The sequence below is a fragment of the Halomonas sp. DP3Y7-2 genome, assembly GCF_019800795.1.
Taxonomy (GTDB): domain Bacteria; phylum Pseudomonadota; class Gammaproteobacteria; order Pseudomonadales; family Halomonadaceae; genus Halomonas; species Halomonas litopenaei_A.
Genome location: NZ_JAHVKJ010000008.1, coordinates 400,339 through 425,273 on the forward strand (window position 1 = coordinate 400,339; position 24,935 = coordinate 425,273).

General features: G+C 61.6%; 19 protein-coding genes. 8 read left to right on the top strand and 11 right to left on the bottom strand.

Features of this window, described 5'->3' with window-relative positions; all coding sequences use genetic code 11:
* Positions 1 to 193 precede the first annotated feature (193 nt).
* Entirely contained in the window at positions 194 to 928 is a 735-nt protein-coding gene (locus tag KUV45_RS11550; protein WP_222163133.1) for a lipopolysaccharide kinase InaA family protein, read from the bottom strand.
* Between the two features lie 4 nt (positions 929 to 932).
* Complete coding sequence (locus KUV45_RS20400) at positions 933 to 2,042, bottom strand: glycosyltransferase (RefSeq protein WP_222163134.1); 1,110 nt, start codon at positions 2,040 to 2,042, stop codon at positions 933 to 935.
* A gap of 192 nt (positions 2,043 to 2,234) precedes the next feature.
* Between KUV45_RS20400 and KUV45_RS11560 the strand changes: the two genes are divergently transcribed.
* Both KUV45_RS11560 and KUV45_RS11565 read left to right on the top strand, forming a co-directional pair.
* On the top strand, positions 2,235 to 3,233 hold the full coding sequence (locus KUV45_RS11560; RefSeq protein WP_222163135.1) for an NAD-dependent epimerase: 999 nt from the start codon (positions 2,235 to 2,237) through the stop codon (positions 3,231 to 3,233).
* Positions 3,234 to 3,532: 299 nt separating this feature from the next.
* Complete coding sequence (locus KUV45_RS11565; protein WP_222163136.1) at positions 3,533 to 4,876, top strand: UDP-glucose/GDP-mannose dehydrogenase family protein; 1,344 nt, start codon at positions 3,533 to 3,535, stop codon at positions 4,874 to 4,876.
* A 174-nt stretch (positions 4,877 to 5,050) separates the two neighbouring features.
* On the opposite strand, the gene KUV45_RS11570 is transcribed toward KUV45_RS11565, so the two are convergent.
* Both KUV45_RS11570 and KUV45_RS11575 read right to left on the bottom strand, forming a co-directional pair.
* Entirely contained in the window at positions 5,051 to 5,854 is an 804-nt protein-coding gene (locus KUV45_RS11570) for a lipopolysaccharide biosynthesis protein (protein ID WP_222163137.1), read from the bottom strand.
* Positions 5,855 to 6,188: 334 nt separating this feature from the next.
* Positions 6,189 to 8,111 carry a bifunctional diguanylate cyclase/phosphodiesterase gene (locus tag KUV45_RS11575; RefSeq protein ID WP_222163138.1) on the bottom strand — a complete coding sequence of 641 codons (1,923 nt, stop codon included), beginning with the start codon at positions 8,109 to 8,111 and terminating at the stop codon, positions 6,189 to 6,191.
* A gap of 320 nt (positions 8,112 to 8,431) precedes the next feature.
* Between KUV45_RS11575 and KUV45_RS11580 the strand changes: the two genes are divergently transcribed.
* A complete protein-coding gene (locus KUV45_RS11580; protein WP_224852024.1) occupies positions 8,432 to 9,262 on the top strand; it encodes a 2OG-Fe dioxygenase family protein in 831 nt (276 codons plus the stop codon).
* 186 nt (positions 9,263 to 9,448) lie between these two features.
* Here the strand turns inward: KUV45_RS11580 and KUV45_RS11585 are convergent, their stop codons facing one another.
* From KUV45_RS11585 to KUV45_RS11610, 6 genes are all read right to left on the bottom strand, one after another.
* Positions 9,449 to 10,567, bottom strand: a complete 1,119-nt coding sequence (locus KUV45_RS11585; protein ID WP_222163139.1) for a histidinol-phosphate transaminase — start codon at positions 10,565 to 10,567, stop codon at positions 9,449 to 9,451.
* 145 nt (positions 10,568 to 10,712) lie between these two features.
* The gene (locus KUV45_RS11590) at positions 10,713 to 12,233 is read right to left on the bottom strand and encodes an FAD-binding oxidoreductase (protein ID WP_222163140.1); all 1,521 of its coding nucleotides are present in this window, start codon (positions 12,231 to 12,233) and stop codon (positions 10,713 to 10,715) included.
* Positions 12,230 to 13,954, bottom strand: a complete 1,725-nt coding sequence (locus tag KUV45_RS11595) for an ABC transporter ATP-binding protein (protein ID WP_222163141.1) — start codon at positions 13,952 to 13,954, stop codon at positions 12,230 to 12,232. Before KUV45_RS11595 ends, KUV45_RS11590 begins: the two co-directional genes overlap by 4 nt.
* 3 nt (positions 13,955 to 13,957) lie before the next feature.
* Positions 13,958 to 14,791, bottom strand: a complete 834-nt coding sequence (locus KUV45_RS11600) for an ABC transporter permease (RefSeq protein ID WP_206938050.1) — start codon at positions 14,789 to 14,791, stop codon at positions 13,958 to 13,960.
* A complete protein-coding gene (locus tag KUV45_RS11605) occupies positions 14,788 to 15,768 on the bottom strand; it encodes an ABC transporter permease (protein WP_222163142.1) in 981 nt (326 codons plus the stop codon). Before KUV45_RS11605 ends, KUV45_RS11600 begins: the two co-directional genes overlap by 4 nt.
* Positions 15,769 to 15,898: 130 nt before the next feature.
* Complete coding sequence (locus tag KUV45_RS11610) at positions 15,899 to 17,512, bottom strand: ABC transporter substrate-binding protein (RefSeq protein WP_206938055.1); 1,614 nt, start codon at positions 17,510 to 17,512, stop codon at positions 15,899 to 15,901.
* 196 nt (positions 17,513 to 17,708) lie between these two features.
* Between KUV45_RS11610 and KUV45_RS11615 the strand changes: the two genes are divergently transcribed.
* The 5 genes from KUV45_RS11615 (at position 17,709) to KUV45_RS11635 (ending at position 23,990) form a co-directional block, all read left to right on the top strand.
* Positions 17,709 to 18,416, top strand: a complete 708-nt coding sequence (locus tag KUV45_RS11615) for a GntR family transcriptional regulator (RefSeq protein WP_308126708.1) — start codon at positions 17,709 to 17,711, stop codon at positions 18,414 to 18,416.
* Between the two features lie 147 nt (positions 18,417 to 18,563).
* On the top strand, positions 18,564 to 19,829 hold the full coding sequence (locus KUV45_RS11620; protein WP_222163144.1) for an ArgE/DapE family deacylase: 1,266 nt from the start codon (positions 18,564 to 18,566) through the stop codon (positions 19,827 to 19,829).
* 192 nt (positions 19,830 to 20,021) lie between these two features.
* A complete protein-coding gene (locus tag KUV45_RS11625) occupies positions 20,022 to 20,705 on the top strand; it encodes a lysozyme (protein ID WP_222163145.1) in 684 nt (227 codons plus the stop codon).
* Between the two features lie 613 nt (positions 20,706 to 21,318).
* Positions 21,319 to 22,434 (top strand): HlyD family secretion protein, encoded by a 1,116-nt coding sequence (locus KUV45_RS11630; protein WP_222163146.1) that lies wholly within the window; start codon positions 21,319 to 21,321, stop codon positions 22,432 to 22,434.
* A complete protein-coding gene (locus tag KUV45_RS11635; protein ID WP_222163147.1) occupies positions 22,431 to 23,990 on the top strand; it encodes a DHA2 family efflux MFS transporter permease subunit in 1,560 nt (519 codons plus the stop codon). Before KUV45_RS11630 ends, KUV45_RS11635 begins: the two co-directional genes overlap by 4 nt.
* A 47-nt stretch (positions 23,991 to 24,037) precedes the next feature.
* Here the strand turns inward: KUV45_RS11635 and KUV45_RS11640 are convergent, their stop codons facing one another.
* On the bottom strand, positions 24,038 to 24,667 hold the full coding sequence (locus KUV45_RS11640; protein WP_222163148.1) for a TetR/AcrR family transcriptional regulator: 630 nt from the start codon (positions 24,665 to 24,667) through the stop codon (positions 24,038 to 24,040).
* Positions 24,668 to 24,935: the final 268 nt, after the last annotated feature.

Genomic DNA, 24,935 nt, shown 5'->3' on the forward strand with positions numbered 1-24,935 from the left:
AGTGAATCACAGAAGGTTTGGCGAGACACTGGTGCTGCATCGGAAGTGGTGGTAGAAGGCGTAAGCTTAAAGAGTAGCGGACGGTAGGGCAGGCACCGTAAAGCAAGGAATAGCAAAGCAAGCAATAGTAAAGGACGGAAAAGTAAGGGAACCAAGAAATGAGCGGAGCCACCGAAAAGTAGTACCGCAGATGCTACGGGCTGTCGTGGCTTTGGTCGCTCCCAAAGATCTTTAAGTGATCCGCCACACGGCTGGCGACTTCAGCCCTGTTGTCTTCTCCACGTAGCTTGCCGGCGGTGAATGAGGACGCGATGGCGCGCCATTTGCGCTGCGCTTGTCGTGGCAGTCGGCGGACATGGGCATCTACCCACACCAGTGCTCCGGAGGGGGCAATAAGCAGATTGTTGAAGTGCAGGTCGCGGTGCACAAAACCGGCTTCTGCCAGTTGAGCCACCTCCCGGCTGAACCGATCCAGAAAGTCAGCTCGTTGACTCGGTGTAAACGCCTCGAATGCATCGCCGCCAGATACCGCTCCTTCCACTCGTTCCATCAATAGCAGCGAAGCGTTGCGATTGCCTGGGTTCAGGCTGACGCCCCATCCATGGCAGCGGGGTGTGGTCAGCCCGGCGTTGTCCAGAATACGCATGCTCAGGTATTCCTTTCGCGCGTCTGACTGGGCAAGCCAGCGTTTCTCGAGGTAGTCGCGGGTCAACCATTTGAAGGGCTCGAGCGTCTTCGAGAACTTGTCCGGTACCACCTTGGCCAGAATCCTGCCGTCCTCAGAGACGAAGAAGCGACTGGAGCCGACCGCCTCAAACGCTTCCGTCGTGGTTGTCTGGGACAGTGCCAGGCGCTCGGGCAGGCCCTGGGTATGAAACATCAGGTAGCGGCGGCGCCGATCGTTAAAGGGAATATCCAGCAGTTGCATGGTGTTACGCCTGCTTGCTGACGTGCAGGGATTCGAACTTCGGCAGCACGTTCTCCTTCAAGAACTGCTGGTAGTGACGGGGCTCGACAGTGACGGGAGCCGAGGCCATGCGGGCCATGGCACTGGCTAGCCCATCTTCATCATCCCGGTCGATCAGAAAGTCGCTGAGTTCCTGGGTCAGGATTTCCTTTGGGCCGCTGGGGCAGTCAACGCTGATCACCGGCGTGTGCAACAACAGCGCTTCAATCAACACCCGTGGCAGCCCCTCGGCGTCAGAGGTCAGCACCATCGCCAGGGCGTGGCGAATAAAGGGGTAGGGGTTTGCTGTATAGCCGAGTAGGTGAACGTGTTCACCAAGGGATAGCTCGTCGATCAGCGCCTTCACCGCCGCCTCATTCTCCGGCTTGCCTTTGCCCAGCAGCACCAACGGCGTGGTGAGCCCGTGTTCATCACGTGCCTTGCGGTAGGCCCGCAGCAGTCTGTCCTGGCGTTTCCGGGGCTCGATGGCCGCCACGGACAGCAGGTACTCCCCCTGGCGGATGCCTGCCGGTAGGGTCAGCGTCTCCGCCGCCATCTCGACAAAGGGCTCGCGCTCGTAGGGGTTATAGATGGGGATAATGGTCTCGGCCTTGAGGCCGACGACGTTTTCCAGGTTTTCCTTGACCCCCTGGGACACCGCGATGACCTTGCGACCGCCGTAGAAGCGTCTCACCTTGTCGAAGGCCTTTTCTCGGGCCTCTGGCCGACTGAACTTGGCGCTGACGTCGGACTTGATCCAGAAATACAGGTTGTCCCGGTCCAGGTGTCGCGTGATCTTGTCGCAGGAGCAGGAAATCACGACTTCTGGTCGCCAGGCATCCAGGGCCTTGCCTATCTTGCGGGCCTGCCATTTCTCGGTCAGTACAGTTGAGGTTGCCTTGGTAAAGCGCGTGACCACTGCCAGGTTTTCGATATCGAGGCCCGGCGGCAGGCGATGTTCCACCTTGTCGCGCAGCGTGAAGACCTTGACCGCGTGGCCGCGCTGGCGCAGCTGATCCGCCGTGTACAGAAGGGACTTCTGGGCACCGCCCCCATAAAGGTCTTCAATGACAAAGGCGATGCGCTGTGATTTCACGGTTGGCTCCTGCAACGGGTGGGTCTCGCGTGATGATGTCGACGCGAATGCTATCATAGCCACTGTCGCGATGGTCGCTAGATGAGCATGTCATGATCGTCATATGCCTTTTGCGGAAAGTGCTCGACAGATGGCTGACCTCGTACCCCGTTACCGGGTTACAATGGCGCCGCACTTGGCAAGGACTCTGCGATGAAACTCTTGATTACCGGTATGGCGGGCTTCATAGGTCATGCCGTGGCGAAGCGGCTTAGTGGCGCTGGTCATAGTATTGTCGGTATCGACAACCTCAACGACTACTACGACGTTGCCCTGAAGCAGGCGAGGTTGGATGATCTGGCTTCATGCACTGACGTTGCCTTTCTCCCATTGGACTTGGCTGACCGCGCTGGCATCGCAACGCTGTTTGAACGCGAAGGTTTTGATCGCGTCATCCATTTGGCTGCCCAACCTGGGGTGCGGTATTCGATCGACAACCCCCACGCCTATGTCGATGCCAACCTGGTGGGGCACCTCAATATTCTGGAAGGATGCCGTCACAGCCGTGTAGAGCATCTGGTCTATGCCTCGTCCAGCTCGGTATACGGTGCCAACGACAAGGTCCCCTTTGCGACTGACGACGATGTGGACCATCCCATCAGCCTGTATGCGGCCACCAAGAAGGCCAACGAGCTGATGTCCCACACCTATTCCCACTTGTATGACCTGCCGACCACCGGGCTGCGGTTCTTTACCGTCTATGGCCCCTGGGGGCGTCCCGACATGGCCCTGTTCAAGTTCACCCGGGCGGTGCTTAACGGCGAAGCCATGGAGGTCTACAACCACGGCCAGATGTCACGCGACTTTACCTATATTGACGATATCGTTGAGGGGATTGTGCGCGTGCTGGAGGTGGTGCCGACGCCAAGAGGCAGCACCGAGGTCACCACGGACACCGCGTCTGCGCCCTACGCCCTGTACAACATCGGTCACGGTAGCCCGGTATCGCTGATGGACTTTGTGCGCGCCATCGAGAAGGCGACGGGCAAGCAGGCCATCTGTGATTACAAGGACATGCAGCCGGGCGACGTGCCCCGTACCTGGGCGGATACCGATGCCCTCTATCAGGCTACAGGGTATAAGCCCCGGGTGCAGGTAGAAGAGGGCGTACGTCACTTCGTTGAGTGGTATCGCGACTTCTATCGCGTTTAGGGAAAGACTGCAGAAACGCCGGCGCTGATGATGCCCTACGTTGCTGGAGGCTCGTTCGCTTCACCTATTGGGCATGTTCCCCGGGAGCTTAATTTTAAAGGGCTTTGGTCTCCTGGGGTCGGCACGGGAGAAGGGGCCTGGCGTGGCGCCCGGTTTACTGGTGCCTGCAGAGCCTGTTGCCGTGACGACACCGCCAGGGATGTCTCCCCATTGATATAGGCCTGGCTTTTGCTGTGCCAAATCTATGCCGAGGTTGCTATCCTTGGCCGATCAACCAAGCAGTGAGTGAGTAGCAAGGAATGAAGATCACCATTTTTGGCACCGGTTACGTGGGACTGGTCACAGGGACCTGCCTGGCAGACGTTGGCCATGATGTCGTGTGCATGGACGTGGACGCAAATAAGATCGCTCGCTTGGAAGGTGGTGAGATCCCCATTTTCGAGCCAGGCCTCGAGCCGATGGTCAAGGCCAACGTGGCGGCAGGCCGACTGGTCTTTACGACCGATGCCAAGACGGCAGTGGACCACGGCACCCTGCAGTTCATCGCTGTCGGCACGCCGCCGGACGAGGACGGCAGTGCGGACCTTCAGTATGTGCTGGCGGTGGCCAAGACCATCGGCGAGCATATGCAGGATGATAAGGTGGTGGTGGACAAGTCCACCGTACCGGTCGGCACCGCCGACAAGGTCAAGGCCATGGTGCAGTCCCAGCTTGACTCCCGCGGCGTGGCGTTGAACGTGGACGTGTGTTCCAACCCCGAGTTTCTGAAGGAAGGTGCCGCTGTCGAGGATTTCTCCCACGGGGCTCGTATCGTGGTGGGTACGGATTCCGACAAGGTCAAGCAGCTTATGCGGGAATGCTACTCCCCGTATATCCGCCTGCAGGAAAAGCTGATGTTCATGGACGTGCGCGCCGCGGAGCTGACCAAGTACGCTGCCAACGCCATGTTGGCCACCAAGATCAGCTTTATGAACGAGATCGCCAACCTGGCGGAGCGCCTGGGGGCGGACGTGGAGCAGGTGCGCCGCGGTATCGGCAGCGACCCGCGCATTGGCTACCACTTTATCTACCCCGGCTGTGGTTACGGTGGTTCCTGCTTCCCCAAGGATGTACAGGCGCTGGAGCGTACCGCCCGTGAGGTCAGCTACCAGGCCGAGCTGCTTGGCGCTGTCGAGGCGGTTAATAATCGTCAGAAGCAGACGCTATTTACCAAGCTGGCAAATGCCTTTGATGGTGATCTGAAGGGGCGCACCATCGCCGTGTGGGGACTTTCCTTCAAGCCCAATACCGACGATATGCGTGATGCGCCTAGCCGCACCCTGATGGAGGCCCTGTGGCAAGCCGGTGCCAAGGTCCAGGCGTATGACCCTGAGGCCATGCGTGAAGCCCGCCGCATTTACGGCGAGCGTGAAGACCTGATGCTGGCGGGGGATCGTATTCAGGCAGTGAAGGGCGCCGACGCCCTGGTGATCTGCACCGAGTGGAAGGAGTTTCGCTCCGTCGACTTCAGCTGGTTGAAGGAACAACTGGCAATGCCCGTATTGATCGATGGCCGCAACCTTTACGACCCAGAGATCGTGCGCCAGGCTGGGTTGATGTACTTCGCAGTAGGGCGGGGGGACTCGCTGGTTGAGGCGGGTTGAGGCGAGTTTAGATTGGCCGAGGTTGGTCGCGGCATAGCAGCCCCTGATCTTGCTCCCCGAAGCAGGCCAAGCCAAATAGAAAACCGCCCCGCAGGCCAAGCCTGCGGGGCGGTTTTCGTTGATGGTGCTGCTGGACTCTTAACTTATAAGAGAGCCTCTTGGCTTACTAGCCTCTTAGCCGCGCTGCTGGGAGGCCTTGCGCACGGTGCCGGCAAACTCTGCGATAAAAGCGGCCATCACGGCCAGCATGCCGCCCAGCACGATCGCCAGCGCCATGATCAGGGCCTTGCTGGTACCAACGGGTACCCGACTCTGAGCTGCGACTCGCTGCACATGGCCTTCTGCTAAGTAAGCGAGGTCTTGCTCGATGTCTACAATATTTGCAGTGTAGGTTGCGACTAGTTCCGCAGCGCTTTCTGATGTGGATTGTTTTGCTGCTTCCAGGCTTTCCTCTGCACTTTGCAGCTGTTGTTCGAGCGTGTTTTTCCGCTTGGCAAGCAATTGATCTTGATCCTGCTTCACGGTGTCTAGCAGGGTTTGGTGGTATTCCTTGACCAAGGCTGCGCTGTCCTCATCAGCTTCAGAAGAGATGGTGAGAAAAGCGACGTTGTCAGGTGCCTCTGCTTGCGTTTCGAAGGAGAATCTGGCCAGCCCCTTGGCTTCCAGAATGTCGGCAGCGATCGCATCGAAGTAGTAATTTTCAATCTTTGATACCACGCTCTTAGGTGCTTCCAGAACGCCTACCCCTGAACTTCCGCTCGGCTGGCGCTCGGCCACGTTGTAGATGGATACATAGCGATAGGTGTCGGTCTTGCTCAGGGCGAACGCTAGCGCTGCCAGCACGACGACCAGAAAGATCACCGCCATCATCTTCCAACGGCGAACCAGGATGAGCGCGATATCTACCAGGGATATCTCATCATCCGCAGGCGGCCTGGGGAAGTAGTGCTCTGGGGGCTGGGTGGGGGTGTTGGTCATTGCCGTGTGGTCCTTGCTGGTACATCGCTGTGAAAAGCGTGACGGATGGCGAAGTGTCATGCTTCCTGCCTGGCTCTCGGATGGCTCGACACATCAGGCGGAAGTCAGTAGCTGAGGATACAGAAGCCGCCGTCCGGCGCAAGCGTGTTTAGGCCTAAGCAAAGGTATAACGCGGGTGTGAGGAGCAGGGGGAGAGTCGTACGCTACGAGCCAGATCGGAGCCGCCCAGTATCAAGGGCCGTATTGTCTCCTACTCACCTTGTTCTCTCTCACGTCGTTTTCTTGCGAGTCGCTCACTTGCATGTCTTGGGGCAGCGCGACTGTCGTGCGGCATTCAGTTGTATTTCCCCCCCTTGCTAGTCCTTGTGTTTCCCTCTCTGCTGCCATGAACTCCACCACTTGTTTTGCCGCTCAGCCCCAATGGGCCTGCGCGCAGCAGTCGTGCGATGCTGGCGGCATCGGTAGGGCGGTGGTAGTAGTAGCCTTGCAGCAGGTCGCAGTGCATCTCCTGTAGCAGGGCTTCCTGCTCGGCGGTCTCGACGCCTTCGGCGATGACTTCAAGGCCCAGGCGGTGGCCAAGAAAGATGCTGGCTTCCATGATGGCGCGGTCCTTGGGGTCCTGGGTGCACTCGGCTACGAAGGTGCGGTCGATCTTCAGCGCAGTGACGGGAAGGAACTTGAGGTAGCTCATGGAAGAGAAGCTTGTCCCGAAGTCATCGATGGCGATCTTGTAGCCCTGGTCATACAGGCAGCGCAGGCTGTCCAGCACGCTCTGGCCGGCCTCGATCAACACGTTCTCGGTCAGCTCGATGCCAATATCCTGGGGGCCGAGCCCGTAGCTCTCCACGCAACGGGAGCACTCCTCGAACATGCCCGGCATCATCGCGTGCCTGCCCGAGATATTGATGTCGACCCTGACCCGCCTTAGCCCTTGCTGGCGCCAGCGCTGTTGTTGCTGGCAGGCGTGATGCAGTACCCAGTCTTCCAGTCGCGTGATCAGCTCGCTGCGTTCGGCCACCGGAATGAATTCCCCGGGGGAGATAAACTCGCCTTCCGCGGTGGTCCAGCGCAGCAGCGCTTCCATGGAGTCGATGTAGCCGCTGCTGGCGGACACCTGAGGCTGATAGGCCAGGCTTAGCTCGCCCTCCTTGTCAGCCTTGCCATCCTGATCCAGCAGGCGCTGCAGGCTCGCGGCGATCCTGTGCTGGCGCACCATGGCAGCGTGAGCCTCAGGGCTGAAGAAGCGGTAGGTGTTGCGGCCTTCCTGCTTGGCCCTGGTCTTGGCCGCATCGGCGTTACCGACCAGTTCCTGTACCGCGCTGCCATTGTCGGGATAGAGGCTGAGCCCGACCGATGCATTGATGCGCAGCTCCCGGTTCTGGATGCGCATGGGCCTGGCGATGGTCTCAAGAAGCCGGTCGGCCACCTGGGTGGCGTCATTGGCTACGTCGACTCGTGGCATGGCCAGCACGAATTCATCGGTGCCAAAGCGTGCCAGCAGGTCATGGCTGCGGCGAAAGGACTTTAGCCGCCGGGCCGCTTCCTTGATGACCTTGTCCCCGTATTCGTAGCCGTGGGTGTCGTTGATCTCGTTGAAGCGATCCAGGTCGATAAACAGGATCAACAGGCTGTCGTCATGTAGCCGGCATTCTTCGAGCATACCCGCCAGGTCATGTTCGAAGGCGTGGCGGTTGGGCAGCCCCGTCAAACGGTCAAAGCGGGTCATGTAGTCCAGGTCGCGGCGGGCCTGGCGTTCGCCAGCCAGGTCGATGTCGATACAGAACATCAGCGGGTTGTCGCTGCTCTGGGCAAGCATCACGTGGTGGGAAAAGACCGGCACGGTGGCGCCGGAACGATGCTTCAGTTCCAGTTCTTCCGGGGGGATTTCGGTGCCGTGGCAGACCCACGCCTGATGAGCGTCGATAACCGCAGACACCATGGCATCGGGAATCAGCAGCTCTTCCAGCCGGCGGCCAAGGGCTTCCTGCTCGCTGTAGCCATACAGCGCCTGACTGGCGCTGTTCCAGTAGATGACCCGACGATCACGATCGTACCCCTGCACGGCCACCCGCGAGAGGCTCATCAGCAGCTCGCGGAAACGCCATTCACTGAGCGTCAGTGATGGAAGCGCCGGCGCCTCGCCCTCGCTCTGGCTCAGCCGCTGATCGCTAGTCTGCTTGCGACTGTCCTGCTCGGCGATGCGCTGCTTGGCGCGAGGATAGGGTGGAAGTCTGTCACCGATGTGCAATGGCGTCATACCCCTGTGCGGTCAATTACGACGTAGCGGAGGAAGAGATTGCGTCGAACTGCACACGTTGTAATGGACATGCATATGTAGCAAGTGTCGTACAGAAAGTCCCGAAGCGCGACCTAGGACGGTATCAGGAACATGAAAAGTGAGTTTTACCATGCCGGCGGCATGGGTGGCGATACCAGCAAGGCGGTAGGGTTTTAGTCTCCGGTTTTGCGTACAAACCGGCATTTGACCGGCCCCAAGGGCCTCCACATGATCCTCGTTGTTGCGTAAGCAACATCCATGAAATGCGCGTGAATGCGCATAAAAACGAGGAAAATGTCATGAAATCAATCAAAGAGATGAACGTCGGCCGCCATCTGGCGCTGGTGGAAGACGCCGGTGCGATACAGGAATGGTATGAGACACCTGCTCCTGGCTATTGGGAGTCATCGGTCCACGAGGAATTGGCGTCTCAGTCCTGGAGCAAGACGACGCTGGCGCGGATTGAGCTGGCTGCGTGGCAAGCCTTCGTGGCGGATCTACCCCGCGACCCCTACGTCAACCAGCGTTGGAAGCGGATGTCCTGGCTGCACCTGAACGATAGCGGTGAGGTCGAGACACTGGGTGAATGCCCGATGGCTCAGGGAGGTCGCTTCAATGATGCGGCCAGCATGGCTGATCGCCTGCGTTACTACGAGCCGCTGCTGCCGGCCTTTACCGAGCGTGAGGACGTGAAGGCCTTCGTCAAGTCGTGGGCAGAGCTGTGGGAGTTGCCGGCCAGGTCACCCATCCTGATGCAGATCACCGGGGTGAGAGGGGATGGCTGCGTCGACCCGCTGCAGGGGCAGGGAATCCACGCCGACGGCTGCAAGTACCTGAGTATCGTGGTGCTCAGCCGTGACAACGTCGAGGGCGCGGTCAACACCCTGTACCTGGACAAGACCGGACAGCAGGAGGTGGGCCGTATCACCCTGGCCCCGGGTGAGATACTGCACTTGCGCGATGATCAGCTGTTCCACAGCGTGGACAGCATTCGCCAGTGTCGCGAGGACGCCCCGTTCGAGCGCTTCATCATTATCATCAACGCCTGCTTTGTAGACGAGTTCCAGAACCGCATGCTGCGCAGGCACTTTCCCGACGCCACCCTCAACGTGGCGGTACACGACAGCTAAGCGACCTGTTCGCCCAAGCCGATGCTGTTGGCTGAACGCACGCTTTTGCGTGAGCGTTAGCCGTTTGGCACCGGCGGGCGGCAACCACTCAAGGAGGTAGCCCCTGACGTCATCGCCGATGGGCCTGTGCCCGTCGGCGATGATCCTGTGGGTGATAGCCCTTTCTCAAAGCCTTTCAGCAGAGGCTCATCGAGCTTGAATCGCCCGCTCGAGCCTGGCCAGGCGGCCCGGCTCCAGGGCGTCGGCCACTGCGGTGATGCGCAGTACGTGCCCCAGCGCCGGGTGCGCGGGTCGCGCGATCAGCTTGCCCTCATTCAACAGGTCGGCGTGAACCTGGCGCGCCGTGTCGGCGTCGGCCAGGCGTATTCCAATGAAGTTGGTGCCGCTTTCCAGTACGTCGGCTCCCAGTGCCTTGAAGTGCTCTGCAAGGCGGCGACGACGCTCCAGCACCGCCTGGATGTGTGCGTCGGTCTCGTCCTGGTGGTCGAGCACTACCTCGGCGGCGGCCAGACTCAAGGTGGACACCGCATAGTGGATGCGCACCTTCATCAGCATCGCCAGGGTGTCGGGTTCGGCGATGGCATAGCCGACCCGCAGGCCCGCCAGGCCGTGGGCCTTGGACAGCGTCCTGCACCGAATCACTCCCGGCAGGGCGCGGGTAAAGGCGGGTTCTGCCGCATCATCCCGAAAGTCATGGTAGGCCTCGTCGAGCAGCAGCCAGCAGTCCTTGGGCAGCTCTGCTCGCAGCCGTTCGACTTCTGCCACGGGATGGACGTGGCCCGTGGGGTTGTCAGGGTTGGCCAGGTACACCAGGCGAGCCTGATGCTGGTGGGCGGCCTCTATCAGCGCATCGATGTCCGGTGCCAGGGCGTCGGCGGTTTCGTGATAGTCGACTTCCACCAGCCGACACCCCTGGCCCTGGGCGAAGTAGCCAAAGGTGGGGTAGGTCCCGGCGGAGCTGACCACGGTAGTGCCGGTGGGCGCGGTGGCCCGCAGTACCAGCGCCAGTAGGCTGTCGCAGCCGGCATCTACCAGCAGGGTATCCAGCTCGAAGCCATGCAGGCGGCACAGGCGTTCACGCACGGCCAGGGCTTCCGCGTCGCCATAGCAGTAAACGTGTTCGGCCATGGCGTCGCCGAAGGCGTCACGCAGGGCGCGATGTGGCATGTCGAGCCCCTCGTTGGAGCCGAGGCGATGAGGGATCTCCTTGCCGATCCGGCGCTTGAGCACCCAGATACCAGGGAAGGGGTTATCCGGTCCCGGGGTGTAGAGGTGATCAGCGAAGGCGGGGGTGTCGGAGGCCATAACGTATCCTGTAGAGGTTCCTGTGGTCGGTGGCAGTAAGCGTTTGAAGCAATGAGCCTTTGGGCAATAAACGTGGGTGCTTGAAAGCCGGAAATCCAAGAGCCGGGTATTTAAGAGCCCGGTAGCTAATGTATCAACCAGGTCGTCAATGATCCTGGGCGGCTGTCCATGGCACGACCTTGTGTCGGTTAAGCAGTCCCAACGGGTCGAGGCTGCGCTTTAGCGTCGCCATCAGCGCCAGTTCTTCAGGGCTGCGCGAGATCGACAGCCAGTCGCGCTTCTCCAGCCCGATACCGTGTTCGGCCGAGATCGAGCCCTGCCGGTCGGCCAGCGGGCGGTACAGGCAGGCTTCCACCCCGTGGCGGGTTTCGGCGTCGTTGCTGCCGACGCCCACGGACAGGTGCAGGTTGCCGTCGCCCAGGTGGCCGAACACCGCCAGGCGCGCCTGGGGCCAGCGTGTGGTCAGCGCCGACTCGACCTCATCCACGTAGTCCTGCATGGCGGCGATGGGCAGGCTGATATCGAAGGCCATCAGCGGGGACAGCGCCTCCACCAGGCCTTCGATGTCGTCGCGAATCGCCCACAGCCGCTCCCGCTGGGTGTCGGACTGGGCGATCACCGCATCGCTGGCCCAGCCCTGTTCGAAGGCGCTTTCCAGCGCGCTCTCGAACTGTGCCTGGTGGTGCGGCCCATCGCCGGACAGGGATTCCACCAGCGCGTAGTAGGGTGCGTCCAGCTCTAGCGGGGCGCTATGGCGGCCATTGGCGGTGATCAGCGTCAGATGATTGCGCCACATCGCCTCGAAGGCCGCCAAACCGCCGCCCAGTCGGTCTCGCAGGTGTGCCAGCAGGGCGGTCATGGAGGCGAAATCCGGACAGGCGATCAGTGCCGTGCGGGCATCCGACAGCGCCGGCTGCAGGCGAAGCACGGCGCGAGTGACGACGCCCAGGGTACCCTCGCTGCCGATAAACAGCTGCTTGAGATCGTAGCCCGCGTTGTTCTTGAGCATCGGGCTCATGGCGCTGATGACCTGACCATCGGCCAGCACGGCCTCGAGCCCCAGCACTTGTTGGCGCATCATGCCGTAGCGGATGACCCGGTTGCCTCCCGCATTGGTGGCGATGTTACCGCCAATGGTGCAGCTGCCGCGGGCCCCCAGGTCGAGAGGAAACTGCATACCGACCTCTCTGGCCGCCTCCTGCACCTGCTGCAGCGGTACGCCCGCCTGCACGGTGATGGTCCCGGCCAGTGGGTCCAGGTCCTCGATGCGGGTTAGCCGTTCCAGCGACAGCACCAGCTCGTCCGGCTCTGCCTCGGCGCCGTGGACCAGGCCGGTCAGTCCGCCGTGGGTGACGACGGGCTGGTGCACCTGGTGGCACAGCGTCAGTACCTCAGCCACTTCCTGCGGCGTGCCGGGCCGGACGATGGCAGCAGCCCGGCAGGCGGCGCCGCTCAACCAGTCCACCTGGCGGCGGGCCACGTCCTCGCCGGTCAGGACCTGGTTGTCGCCGAGCCGCTCTCTCAGGGTGGCGAGCAGCGCGTCTCTATCCTCGGCGGACGCGCCCACTGACGAAGACGCTGGGGACGAAGGCGACGAAGAGGCCGAAGAAGAGGCCGAAGAAGAGGCTAAGGAAGAGCCGGAGAGGGGAGATGTCGCTTCCGTCATGATGAATAGGCCTCCTGCTGGCTGCCGCTACTTCCTTCGTTATGGCTGTCGCTCTTTTGTTCGCTCTTTCTTTCAATATGACTGTCGTGACGGCTCCCGTGTTCGCTCTTGCGTCCAGGGATCGCTGCCAGCAGCTCCTTGGTGTACTCCTCCTTGGGGGTCAGGAAGACCTCCGAGGCGGTGCCCTGTTCGACGATGCGACCATGCTGCATGACGATGATCCGATCGCAGATTTGCGCCGCCACGCGCAGGTCGTGGGTGATGAACAGCAGCGACAGCGAGAAGCGCTGCTTGAGGTCCTCCAGCAGTTCGAGCACCTGAGCCTGGATGGACACGTCGAGGGCAGACACGGCCTCGTCGGCCACGATCAGCTCGGGATCCAGCGCCAGGGCCCTTGCGATACCGATGCGCTGGCGCTGGCCGCCGGAGAACTCGTGGGGGTAGCGGTCTGCGCTGCCGCCGAGCCCGACCAGTTCCAGCAGTTCGTCGGCCTTGCTCAGGGCATCGGCTTTTGGCACACCGTTGGCGATGGGCCCCTGGGCGATCGCCATGCCAACCCGAGTGCGCGGGTTGAGGGAGGCATAAGGGTCCTGAAACACCATCTGTATCCGGTGGCGCTGTTGGCGCAGGGCATCGCCGCTCAGCGCCGACAGGTCTTCGCCTCCGATCAGGATTTCACCGCTGTCAGGACGTTCCAGCCGGACGATGCAGCGTCCCAGGGTCGACTTGCCGGACCCGGATTCACCGACGATGCCGATGGTTTCGCCCCGGGACAGGGTAAAGCTGACGTCGTCCAGGGCGCGGACTTCCCGAGACGGCTTGAACAAGCCCCCGCGAGAGCGGAAGACCCGATTCAGCTGGCGCACCTCCAGCATGGGCGCCGGTGGCTGCGACTCGCGCCGGGGTGGGGCGGCGTCGGCAGGTATGGCCTCGATCAGCGCCCGGGTGTAGTCATGCTGCGGATGGTCGAGCACGTCGTCTCGGCGGCCCAGCTCGACGATGTGCCCCTGACGCATGACACAGACGCGATTGGCGATTTCGGCCACGACGCCAAAGTCATGGGTGATGAACATGACCGCCATGCCGCGTCGCTGCTGCAGCTCCGCGATCAGCGAGAGAATCTGTGCCTGGGTGGTCACATCCAGGGCCGTGGTGGGCTCGTCGGCGATCAGCAGGCGCGGCTCCAGTGCCAGCGCCATGGCGATCATCACGCGCTGGCGCTGGCCACCGGACAGCTCGAAGGGGTAGGCGCGTATGGCGCGCTCCGGCTGCGGCAGGCCGACTTCCTTCAGCAGCTCCAGGGCTCGGGCCTGACGCTGCGCGGGTTTCAGCTCTCCGTGGGCCTCGAACACTTCGGCGATCTGGTCGCCGATCCGCATCAGCGGATTGAGCGCGGTCATCGGCTCCTGAAAGATCATGCCGATCTGCTTGCCGCGCAGGGCCCTGTGACGCTTGTCATCCAGGCTCAACAGGTCGATGCCTTCGAACAGGATGCGCCCTGCGGTGGCACGCACCCCCTTGGGCAGCAGCCCCATGATGGTATTGGCCGCCATGGACTTGCCCGAGCCGGACTCCCCCACCACGCAGAGGATTTCGCCGGGGCTGACGTCATAGCTGAGGTCTTCGACCGCATAGTCGCGGTCGGCCCCTTGGGGCAGGGCAACGCTGAGGCCTTCGATGCGCAGAATGGGCGGCGTGCTGTGGTCGTTGTTGGTCGCCATGGTTCAGCGCTCCCGAGCCAGTTTGGGGTTGAGGGCGTCGTCCAGTCCCTCGCCCACCAGGTTGAGGGCGAGCACCGTAAGCAGGATCGCCAGGCCAGGGAAGAACGATAGCCACCAGGCCTGGCGAATCACCGTGCGTGCGGCGCCGATCATGTAGCCCCAGGACATCACGTTGGGATCCCCGAGACCGAGGAAGGACAGCGACGACTCCAGCAGGATCGCGGTGGCGACCATCAAGGACGCCAGCACGATGATGGGCGACAGGGTGTTGGGTAGGATCTGGCGCAGCATGATCTGCAGGTTGCTCTGGCCGACCAGGCGCGCAGCCTCCACGTATTCGCGCTGGCGCAGGGACATGAATTCCGCGCGTACCAGGCGCGCCACCGGTGGCCAGCTGACGATGGCAATGGCCAGCACGATGGACGTCACGCTGGGCTGCATGATCGCCACCAGGACGATGGCCAGGGCAAAGTTGGGAATGGTCTGGAAGAACTCGGTGAAGCGCATCAGCGCATCGTCGACCCAGCCACCGTAGTAGCCGGCAATGGCGCCCAGGGGCACGCCGATGGCCAGGGCAACCGCGGTGGAGACCAGGCCGATCAACAGCGATACCCAGGCACCGTGCATCAGCCCGGCGGCAACGTTGCGTCCCATGGTATCGGTGCCGAGCCAGAAGCCTTCCTGGGCCATGGGTGGCAGAAACGGACGTTGGACCATGCGCCAGGGTGATTCCGGAAATAGCAGCGGGGCGAGTACCGCCATCAGGATGATCGCCCACAGGATCAGCAGGCCCACCAGGGCGCCTCGGTTCTGGGCAAAACGGGCAAAGAACGTCATGCGGCAGCCCCCTTGATACGTGGATCCGCCAGGCGATAGACGAGATCAGTAAGGATGTTGAACAGGATCACCAGGGCGGCAGAAAAGAAGAAGATGCCCAGCAGCAGGTTGTAGTCGCGCTGCATCAGTGCCTCGTACATCAGGCGGCCGATGCCGGGCCAGGCGAACACGGTCTCGGTGAGGATCGCGCCGCCTACCATCTGTCCGGCCTGTAGCCCGGCCAGGGTGATGATCGGCAGCAGCGCGTTACGCAGGATATGACGACGCTGGATAACCTGCGGCGCCAGGCCCTTGGCCCGGGCGGTCTTGACGAAATCCTGCTGGGCGGCGTCGAGCATCGAGGCCCGGGTCATGCGGGTGTAGATGGCCATGAAGAACAGGCCCAGCGTGGTGGCTGGCAGGACCAGGTGCTTGGCTACATCGAGGGCGTAGCCCAGCCCCTCCAGATTGGCACCTACGGTGAACATGCCGTAGGCGGGCAGCCAGTCCAGGTACACCGAGAACAGCACCACCGCCATCAGCGCTACCCAGAACAGCGGTGTGGCGTAGAACAGCAGCGCCAGGGCCATGATCAAGGAGCCCGAGGCCTTCTTGACCCGCATGGCGGCCATGGAGCCGGCCAGGATACCGAGGCCCAGCGACAGCACAAAGGCGGTGCCGGTCAGCAGCAGGGTGGCTGGCAGGCGATCCATAATCAGATCCAGTACCGGCATCTGCTGGCGATAGGAGTAACCGAAGTCCAGGGTCAGGATGCCGGACACGTAGTGCCACAGCTGGACGTACATGGGCTGGTCCAGGCCGAAGCGCTCGCGTAGCTGGGCGATGAAGGCCTCGTCCGCGGCGCCGGCTTCACCCGCGAGGATGGCGGCGGGGTCGCCGGGGGCGAGCTGGATCAGCACGAAGTTGAACACGACGATCATCAGCAGCACGACGGCTGCCTTGATCAGGCGCGACACAATAAGTCGGGCGTAAAGCATGATGGGTTCTCGCGCAGTCATTCGGGGCCGCGGGCGACCCCGTCATCTGGTCGGGAATCTGGCCAGCCACCGGGCCGACGAGCAGGTCGTCGGCCCGTTTGGGTGTGATCAGTGGGGGATCCGTCGGCAATCAGTCGGCGATCCAGGCGTCCTTGAAACCGTCATTGACGCCCACCGCCGATGTCACCAGGTCATTGACGTTACAGCGGTAGATGGTGGGGAAGCCGAGCTCGAGCAGCCAGCCCAGGGGAGCGTCCTCCAGCAGGATGCGCTGCACTTCGTGGTAGAGGCGCTCGCGCTCGCTGTCCGGGTAGGCGGTGGCGGCGCTGTTGAACAGCTCATCGACCTCGGGGTTCTGGTAGCCTTCCACGTTGTTCCAGGGCGAGCCCTTTTCGGCGTTGGTCGACAGGTAGGTGCGTGAAATGCCGAGCGCCGGATCGCCGTACTGATACAGGTAGGTGAAGGCCAGATCGTAGTCGCGCTCGCCCAGGCGCTGGTTCCAGCCACCGACGTCGGTCGCCTCGGTGCGTACATTGATGCCGACTTCCTTGAGGTTCTGCTGAACGGCTTCGGCCCAGCGATTCCAGGTCTCGCCATAGGGCAGCGGCAGCAGAGTGATCTCTTCGCCGTCGTAGCCCATCTCATCCAGCAGCTGCTCGGCCTTGTCGGGGTCGTAGGCGTAGCCGTCGAGATCCGGATCATTGAACTTGGCGTTGGAGCCAAAGGGGCCTGCCGGCACTTCGCCCATACCGTTCCACAGCACGTCGCGGGCAAACTCGCGGTCCATGGCGTACATCACTGCCTGGCGGAAGCGCTTGTCGGCGGTCGGTCCTTCGCGGTTGTTCATCCACAGCATGGCGAAGGGACTGAAGTACTCGTGGCCCTTGTCCGTCACGCAGGTGTTGTCCATGGCGGTCAGCCGGGGCACGTCGAAGTTCTCTACCGTTCCGTAGGGCAGCACGTCCACGGTGCCGTTCTCGTAGGCGACCGCACGGGAGGCGCCGTCGGGAATGATGTGCCAGTTGATCCCGTCCAGGTAGGGCAGGCCCTCTTCGTAGTAGTCGTCGAAGCGGGTGAGCTTGATCACGGTGCCACGGTCCCAGCTGTCGAACTGGAAGGGGCCGGTGCCGATGGGGTGGTTGTTGGCGTCGTTATTGCGGAAGTCGGTGCCCGCGTAGATGTGCTCCGGCACCATGGTGAAGGTGCCTGCCTCGAAGGAGATCAGGAAGGGGCCGAAGGGTTTCTTCAGGGTGAACACCACGGTGTGCTCGTCGGTCGCCTCGATGCTCTCCACGTGCTCAAGCACGGCACGGGCACTGGGATTGAGCTCCCGGTGGAAGACGTCGGCAGAGAACACCACATCGTCTGCGGTGAAGGCCTCGCCGTCATGCCACTTGGCGTTTTCCTGCAGGTAGAAGGTGTAGGTCAGGCCGTCTTCGCTGACGTCCCAGCGTTTGGCCAGCTGCGGCATCGGCTCCATATCGGTGGAGTAGCGCAGCAACCCCTCGTAGATGTTCCCCGCCACGGTGCGCGTGGGCGCGTTCTGGATCATGCCCAGCACCAGGCCGGGGGGCTCCGGCTGAATGATGGTGTCGATGACACCACCGCGCTGGGGCTGTGCCGACGAGCTGTCGGTTGTGTCCTGGGCCAGTGCCGAGGAGGCGGGCAGGGTGGCGGCCAGTCCCAGGGACACCAGCGTCGAGGTGATAAGGGGAACGGCGAAGCGGCGAGACGTCGCAGACATGGGGCACCTTTTTTTGGCAGTTGTTATGAGTGATTGTTGTCAGTGGCTGTTCTAGAACCTAGCAGTGCTGATCCAAACTGTCGACAGTCGTCAATCGACTGTTGTTGATGGTCGACTCCGTGCATACTGGATCGGTACGGTACCCGCTGTGCCAGCTTCCTGGGCCATGGCCCACGCTTCAACGCAAAGGATGACCATGCCTTCAGATGCCTACCCCGCCCCCTTCGTGATTCAACGCAACCTGGTGGATCAGGTGGTGGATTACCTGACCGAGTCGATTCTGGCGGCGCGCTTTGCGCCGGGGGAGCGGCTATCAGAAGCCGGACTGGCCAGCGAGCTGGGCATCAGTCGTGCGCCGGTGCGTGAGGCTGCCAGGTTGCTGGAAAGCCGCGGATTGCTGGTGTCACGGCCACGACGTGGCTTCTTTGTGCGCAGTCTGGATGTGGCGGAGCTCAACGATGTCTTCGACCTGCGTATCGGTCTTGAGCGACATGCCTTCGAGCGGGTGATGCTGCGTTTTGATGAGGACATCGAGCAGAGCCTCAAGCAGCAGATCGAACGGTTGTGTGATGTCGCCTCGGGTCACGATGAAAGTGCCAAGATCGAGGAAGATATTGCCTTCCACCGGCGGGTTTTCGAGCTTGCCGGCAATCCCCGCCTGCTGCGTGCCTTTGACGACCTTAGCTTCGAGCTGCGGCTGTGCATTACGTTGATCACACGTACCCACGACACCCCGGAGAGCATCGCGGCGTCGCACTGGCGTCTGCTGGATGCCCTGCGCAGTGGCGACCCGGAGCGTTGCCGCGAAGAGGTCGACTATCACATTGGTGTGGCGCGTGATTCCGTGATCGAGCGCCTCGCCGACGGCCACAGCAGCGTCAACCACTCAAACAACCACCAGTGAGATTGATGTAGATCAATCCCTGCTAATTCCGCGGTTACACAGGCTTGTGCCCATCCTGCATGAAAGTGCATAACTGGTGTGCGAGATGGATCATCGGCACCGGCCTGGCCGCTTCGACACTCATCTCAACCTTGGATACTTCCGCCAATGACAACGCCCCTATTGTCTACTGAGGCGCTGGACGCCAACGAGCAGCGGCTGCTCGATGTGTGTGACGAACTGATGCCCGACACCCTGGCCCTGACGTCGGATCTGGTGCGCGAATACAGCGTGCTGGGTGCTGAAACTGGTGTCTTGCAGGTGATGGAACAGCACTTGCTGGGCATGGGCCTGACGGTGGAGCGGGTGCCGCTGCCGGATTCGCCGTCAGGCGCTGCTGACGATCGCTACAACCTGGTGTCGGTGATCAACGGTACATCGAATCGGCCGCACCTGATCTTCAACGGGCATCTGGACGTGGTCCCCGCGGAGCCTGTGTCGATGTGGACTAGGTCGCCGTGGGAGCCGTGGCAGCAGGATGGCTGGCTCTACGGACGCGGCGCCGGTGACATGAAGGCGGGCATTGCCGCCATGGTGACCGCGGTGACCGCCATGCAGCGGGCAGGATTCGATATCCGCTTTCCGCTCACGCTGCAGACGGTCATCGAGGAAGAGTGTACCGGTCACGGGGCGCTGGCCTGCCTGGCGCGGGATGGACGGGGGGATTTCGCCCTGATACCAGAACCCTTTGGCGCCACGCTGACCACCGCCCAGGTCGGGACCCTGTGGTTCAAGGTGACGCTGGAAGGGGTGCCGGCCCACGTGCTGGACACCTCTGCGGGCAGTAATGCGATCGAGGCCATCCAGGCGGTGATCGCGCCGCTCAAGGCGCTGGAAGCCGAGCTGAATGCCGGGCGCGAGGCACCCTATGACGCCGTCGAGCACCCGTTCAACTTGAACATTGGCCGCATCGAAGGCGGCAACTGGGCCTCCAGCGTGCCCTGTCATGCCACCCTGGAAGGGCGTATCGGTTTTCCGCCGGGGGTGGCAGCGGAGGAGATCATGGACAAGGTGCGCCAGTGCGTCGACGCCGCGCGAGAGGGCATGGGGTCTGGGATTTCGGCACCGGAGCTCAGTTTTCATGGGTTCCGCTCCGAGGGGCACCAGGTCAACCTCGATCATCCGGGCGTGGCGCTGCTGGCGGACTGTCATCGGGCCCTGACCGGTGAGGCATTGCCGTCGGTGGCATTGACCTGCACCACCGACCTGAGAGCGTTGAACCGCCATGGTATCTCTGGCACGTGCTATGGCCCCGTGGCCGAGCGCATCCATGGCGTGGATGAGCGGGTGGAGATTGCGTCCATTCGTCATACCCTGCGGGCCTATGCCTTGTTCCTGTATCGCTGGGGGCAAGCGGCCGATGGCGTTGCCTAGCCGAGATCCGTCCACCTGAGATCTCGCTGCGCGCACGTTCCTGCCGAGGCCAGTGGGGTTGATCTGGGGCGGGCACCGGACATATCGGCGCCGTGCCGTTACATAACCTTGTCCTGAGTCGGGATGGCTGACGTCGTTGACTGTCACCCTGCGGGACATGGCTTCACGGAATGAAGTGCGCAGGAGGATGCCATGGTCACCCAGGCAGGGAGTAGTGAAGGGCGCGAGCAGCAGGACGTCGCCTACACCGGTCGCCACGATGAGACCGGTAGTGATGACAAGGAGGGCAGCCGTAGCTGGCCGCTATCGCTATATGACGAGCTGGCAGCGTACATTCAGCCGCCCCCCAGCAGGCTGAGCCCGCGTGGCCGGCGATGGTTGATCGACGCGGAAGGCTGCCGCCTGTTGCCCTATCACGACCTCACCGGTGAGACGATCGATGAGTGGCAGCCCGGCGCCACCATTGGCGTCGGCCACCTGATCGAGGAGGGGCAGTGGTCTCGGTTTGCTCGGGGGATCGACCTGAACTGGGCGGATTCGCTGCTGCGTCGAGATCTCCAGGACATCGAGCAGGGCGTGCTGGCGCGGCTGGAAGCGTGTCGCCCATGGGTCGGGGCGTCGGGGCTCGGGCAGCATCAGTTCGATGCCATGGTGCTGCTGGCGTTCAATATTGGCGTGGGCGCCTTCAGCCGGTCCTCCCTGGCCAGCATGCTGTGTGATTCTACTGTGGAGACGCCCTATGCCACGCTTGAAGACGCCTGGCTTGCGTGGAATCGAGCAGGTGGTCAGGTGCTGGCTGGCCTCAAGCGTCGACGTGCCGGCGAATGGAAGATCTTCAGCGCAGCAGATTATGGACCGGCCATCGGCAACGATTGACCACGGGACCTACTGCCCACCGAGCCCGGGCTGGGTGCACAAGCCTGGTGTACGTGTAGGCCGTGAGTGGCGCCGAGCGCGCTCGTCCCTGGCCCTGGGTATCGCGCTGGGGCGGGCGACCCGTCAGGGAGTCGAGCAACCGCTCGCCCAGCGCCATGCCCATCGGCGCCACGAACCGTCCCTTCTTATTAGACTCGTCTTGTAGGCTCATCTTGTAGCCCCTTTTTGTCGTCCCTTTTTGTCGCCGCTCTGGTTAGCGATCAGTGTGCCAATCGTGCTTAGCGAACGTCTCCCTTGGGCCGCCGCGACGTCGTTGACGTTGGCAACGGCGCATCCCTTTTCGAGCAATGCCCTCCTGTGGCCCCTCCTGTTACCCCCTCCTATTGCCCCTCCAATAGCCGTTGCTTACGCGCTTTGCTCCATGGAGATGTCGGTAAACGTTAGAAGCATGTGACATAGCCCTATTTTTCTGACTTTTGGTGTCGGACTTTAGCCACAAATATGTGCTCTTTAGAACCTGTGTTTTTCAGCGTGTCGCCTGGGTATTGGGTTGAGTGTAGTATCAATTAGTGAATGATAAAAAAGTAAAAATAGTGTGACGCTGGGGCGTAAAATGACGACATTGTCGAGGTGGGGATTACGGGGCCTTGTGGTTGGAGTGGCGGCGCTTTCAGTCTTGTGGGGGCGGCACTGGTGGCTAGTGGGGCGCTATCTAGAGAAGACGGATAATGCATACGTATATGCCAATGAAGTGTGCATCCGATCAGAACTTGTTGGCTTGGTAAGAAAGGTATCGATTGCTGACAATCAGCGCGTTCATGCTGGTGATATCTTGGTGGAACTGGATGCCACAGATGTCGAGCAGCAGCTGGCTCAGGTTCGCGCGGATGAGCGAGTCGCTCAGTCACAGTTGGCCCAGGCTGGCCGCAGCATCGAACGTCAGCGTGCCGCTATCGATGAGGTGCGGGCACAGGTGTCCGCCGCAGAAATTCAGCTGGAGCAGGCGCTTAATCACCTGGAGCGCTCTCGTTCACTGGCGTCGCGTCAATACGCCTCGGAGCAGCAGCGCCAGGATGATGAGGCGAGTGTGCATATGGCGACGGCCAACCTGGCGGCACGTCGGGCGGCGCTGACGTCGGCTCAGCGTCAGTTGGACGTTGCACTGGCTGACGAACAGTCGGCGGAGGCGCGAGTCGCGTCCGCTCAGGCCGCTGTAGAAGTCGCGCGGCACCAGGTGGAGAAGGCCACGCTTCGGGCTCCGCGTGATGGGGTCGTTGGTGCTATCACGGTCGAGGAGGGCGACCTGGCTCAGCCATCCCTGGCCCTGATGTATCTGGTACCAATCGATTCGGCCTATGTGGTGGCCAACTTCAAAGAGACGCAGACCGAGCGTATGCGCATTGGTCAGCCCGTACGCCTACATGTAGATGCTTATCCTGAGATCGACTTTGAGGGCGTGGTAGAAAGTCTGGCGCCAGCCACTGGGGCTCAATTCAGCCTATTACCAAGAGATAATGCGACCGGAAATTTCAACAAGATCGTGCAGCGCGTGCCGGTCAAGATTCGTCTTATCGGGCCCGGTAGGGAGTTGGGGGCGCTGCGCGCTGGTCTGTCGGTAGTGCCAGAGGTAGACACCCGGATAGTGGATGGGGACCCACTAGGCGTGCGCCTGAGAGTGGATCATCAAATGGTAATTGATGCGGGCCTGGCTCAAGAGCCTGAGGCATGAGCCAAGGTGCGGTGTCGGTCCCCCAGGGGTTGGATCAGGCGAGTGAAATGCCCCCGTGGCGGCATCGGATTGGATTCATCGCCGCGGTATTCGGGATGTTCATGGCGATCTTGGATGTCCAGATTGTCGCTAGCTCGATGAATGAAATTCAAGCCGGTGTCTCGGCGAGCAGCGAAGAGATCTCTTGGGTACAAACGTCGTACCTGATCGCTGAAATCGTCATGATTCCCTTATCGGGCATGCTCACTCGCATACTGTCTACGCGGGTGGCATTTGTACTCTCCTGCATAGGTTTCACGCTGGCCAGTCTTGGCTGTGCGCTTGCCACCAGTATTGAGCAGCTTATCGTCTTACGCGCGGTCCAGGGATTTATGGGCGGAGCGATGATTCCGATTACCCAGGCCATAAGCTTCTCGATATTTCCACGCCGAGCCATGGGCGCCGTGCAGGCCGCTATTGGTATGGTATTGACCGTAGCACCCTCGGTGGGCCCTACCGTGGGAGGGTATATCACCGAGTTTTCAAGTTGGCATTGGTTATTTTTGGCCAATGTGATCCCCGGTGCGATTGTCAGTTGGGTGGCGTGGCGATTCCTGGATATCGACAAGGGAGATCATGGGGCCGCCCATCGTCTTGATATCTGGGGGCTGATGCTAATGGCGATTTTCCTGGGCTGTCTCCAGTATGTGCTGGAGGAGGGGCCAGGAGATGACTGGTTTGAAGATGACGTCATCCTATCGTTGTCGCTAGTTAGCGCCGTAGCGGCCGCGGGCTTCTTTTTTAGTACGTTGCGACACCGAGAGCCGATTGTGAGACTGAATGTCTTCGCGGATCGAAACTTCTCGCTAGGCGCTTTGCAGGGATTCGTTGTCGGTATTGGCCTTTATGGCCTGGTTTACTTGATGCCGCTGTTCTTTGGTTATGTCCGAGGGTTTTCCAGCCTGCAGATCGGTGAAATCATGGCGGTAACGGGGATTGCGATGTTCTTTACCGCACCAGTGGCCGGTCGCCTTTCTACCTCCGTTGATCTGCGGCTCATGCTATTTTTCGGCTTCGTGCTGGTCGGTATCGCCATCATCATGAATGCGTGTCTGACGACGGAGGCGGGATTCGAGCAATTCTTCTGGCCTCAGGTGCTACGTGGCGTGGGCCTGATCTTCTGTATTATTCCGGTGTCGCGTATTGCTTTGGGGACGCTGCCAAAGGCGGAAGTGGGCAATGCCAGTGGGCTGGTCAGTGCTGTACGTAACCTGGGAGGGGCTGTGGGTCTGGCGCTGGTGGATACGATTCGTGATTTTCGCGAAGACTATCATTGGTCTCATCTGATCGCAGCGGTGTCCCAGGGTCGCGAGCCCGTCATTGAACGTCTCGACGGTTACGAGAGGATGCTGACAGGGCATTCGGCAAATCCCATGCAGGCATCCGTGGATCTCATCAGTGATGTCGTCGCAAGGGAGGCTCAAGTACTGGCGTTCAATGACATCTTTCTGTGGCTTGGCTGCTTGTATCTTGCCTGTGCTCCTCTGGTATTTCTGTTAAGGCGTGCTGGGAACTGAAGACGCTGGTGGCTGTGCCACTCGACGGCAACGACTGTCCCTGGGACTTACTGCCCACCGAGCCCGCCGAGGAACAGCTGGGTGCACAGGCGAGCGCGCTCGTCCCTGGCCTGGGCATCGAGCTGGGGCGGGCGACCCACCAGGGAGTCGAGCATCCACTCGCCCAGTACCATGCCGGTAAAGATGCCGGCGGCGGCGCGCGGGTCCTTGACCGTCAGTCGACCTCGCTGATGCTGGGCGTTGAGGTAGTCGGCCAGTTCGCGGCGGGTGCGGTCGGGGCCGTGGTCGAGAAACAGTGCGCCGAGATCCGGGGTGCGTTCGGCCTCGGCAGCGATGCCACGAATCAGGCGGATGTTGGCGGCGGGCAGGGCCAGGTCCATGAGGTCTCGGGCGAGTTCCGTCAGCACCTCTTCAGGCGGTCGCTCGCCAGCCTGACCCAGGCGACTCCACACGCTGGAGGCCTGGGCCTCCATCGACGCCACGAACAGCCCCTCCTTGTTGCCGAACAGCTTGTAGAGCGTGCTCAGCGACCCTCCCGCTCGGGCCACGATATCGTTGACGCTGGCACCGGCGTATCCCTTTTCGAGAAAGACCTCCCTGGCGGCTGCCAACAGACGCTGTCTGCGGGCTTCTCCGCGTGGCGTAAAGCCCTGATGGGCTGAGTCGTTGACCGACATCTGCTCGTCCTCTTGCTGATGATATCCCGCCGTCCGATGGCTGGGTTCTGCTTACGTGACCTGCTTGCCTATACCTGCTGACTTACACCGGCGTACTTGTATCCGCTTCCTTTCCCCGTTTCGTGCTGCGGTAAAAGCCCCGGTCTCGCGGACCTCGCCCTTGTTGCTGCTGTTGTTGATGTTACCGATGCCGCTGCTGGCGAATGGCCCAGCCACCGGAGACAGCAGCGGGGTGATCGACGCAAAAAGCACCGCGACGTAAAAGTGT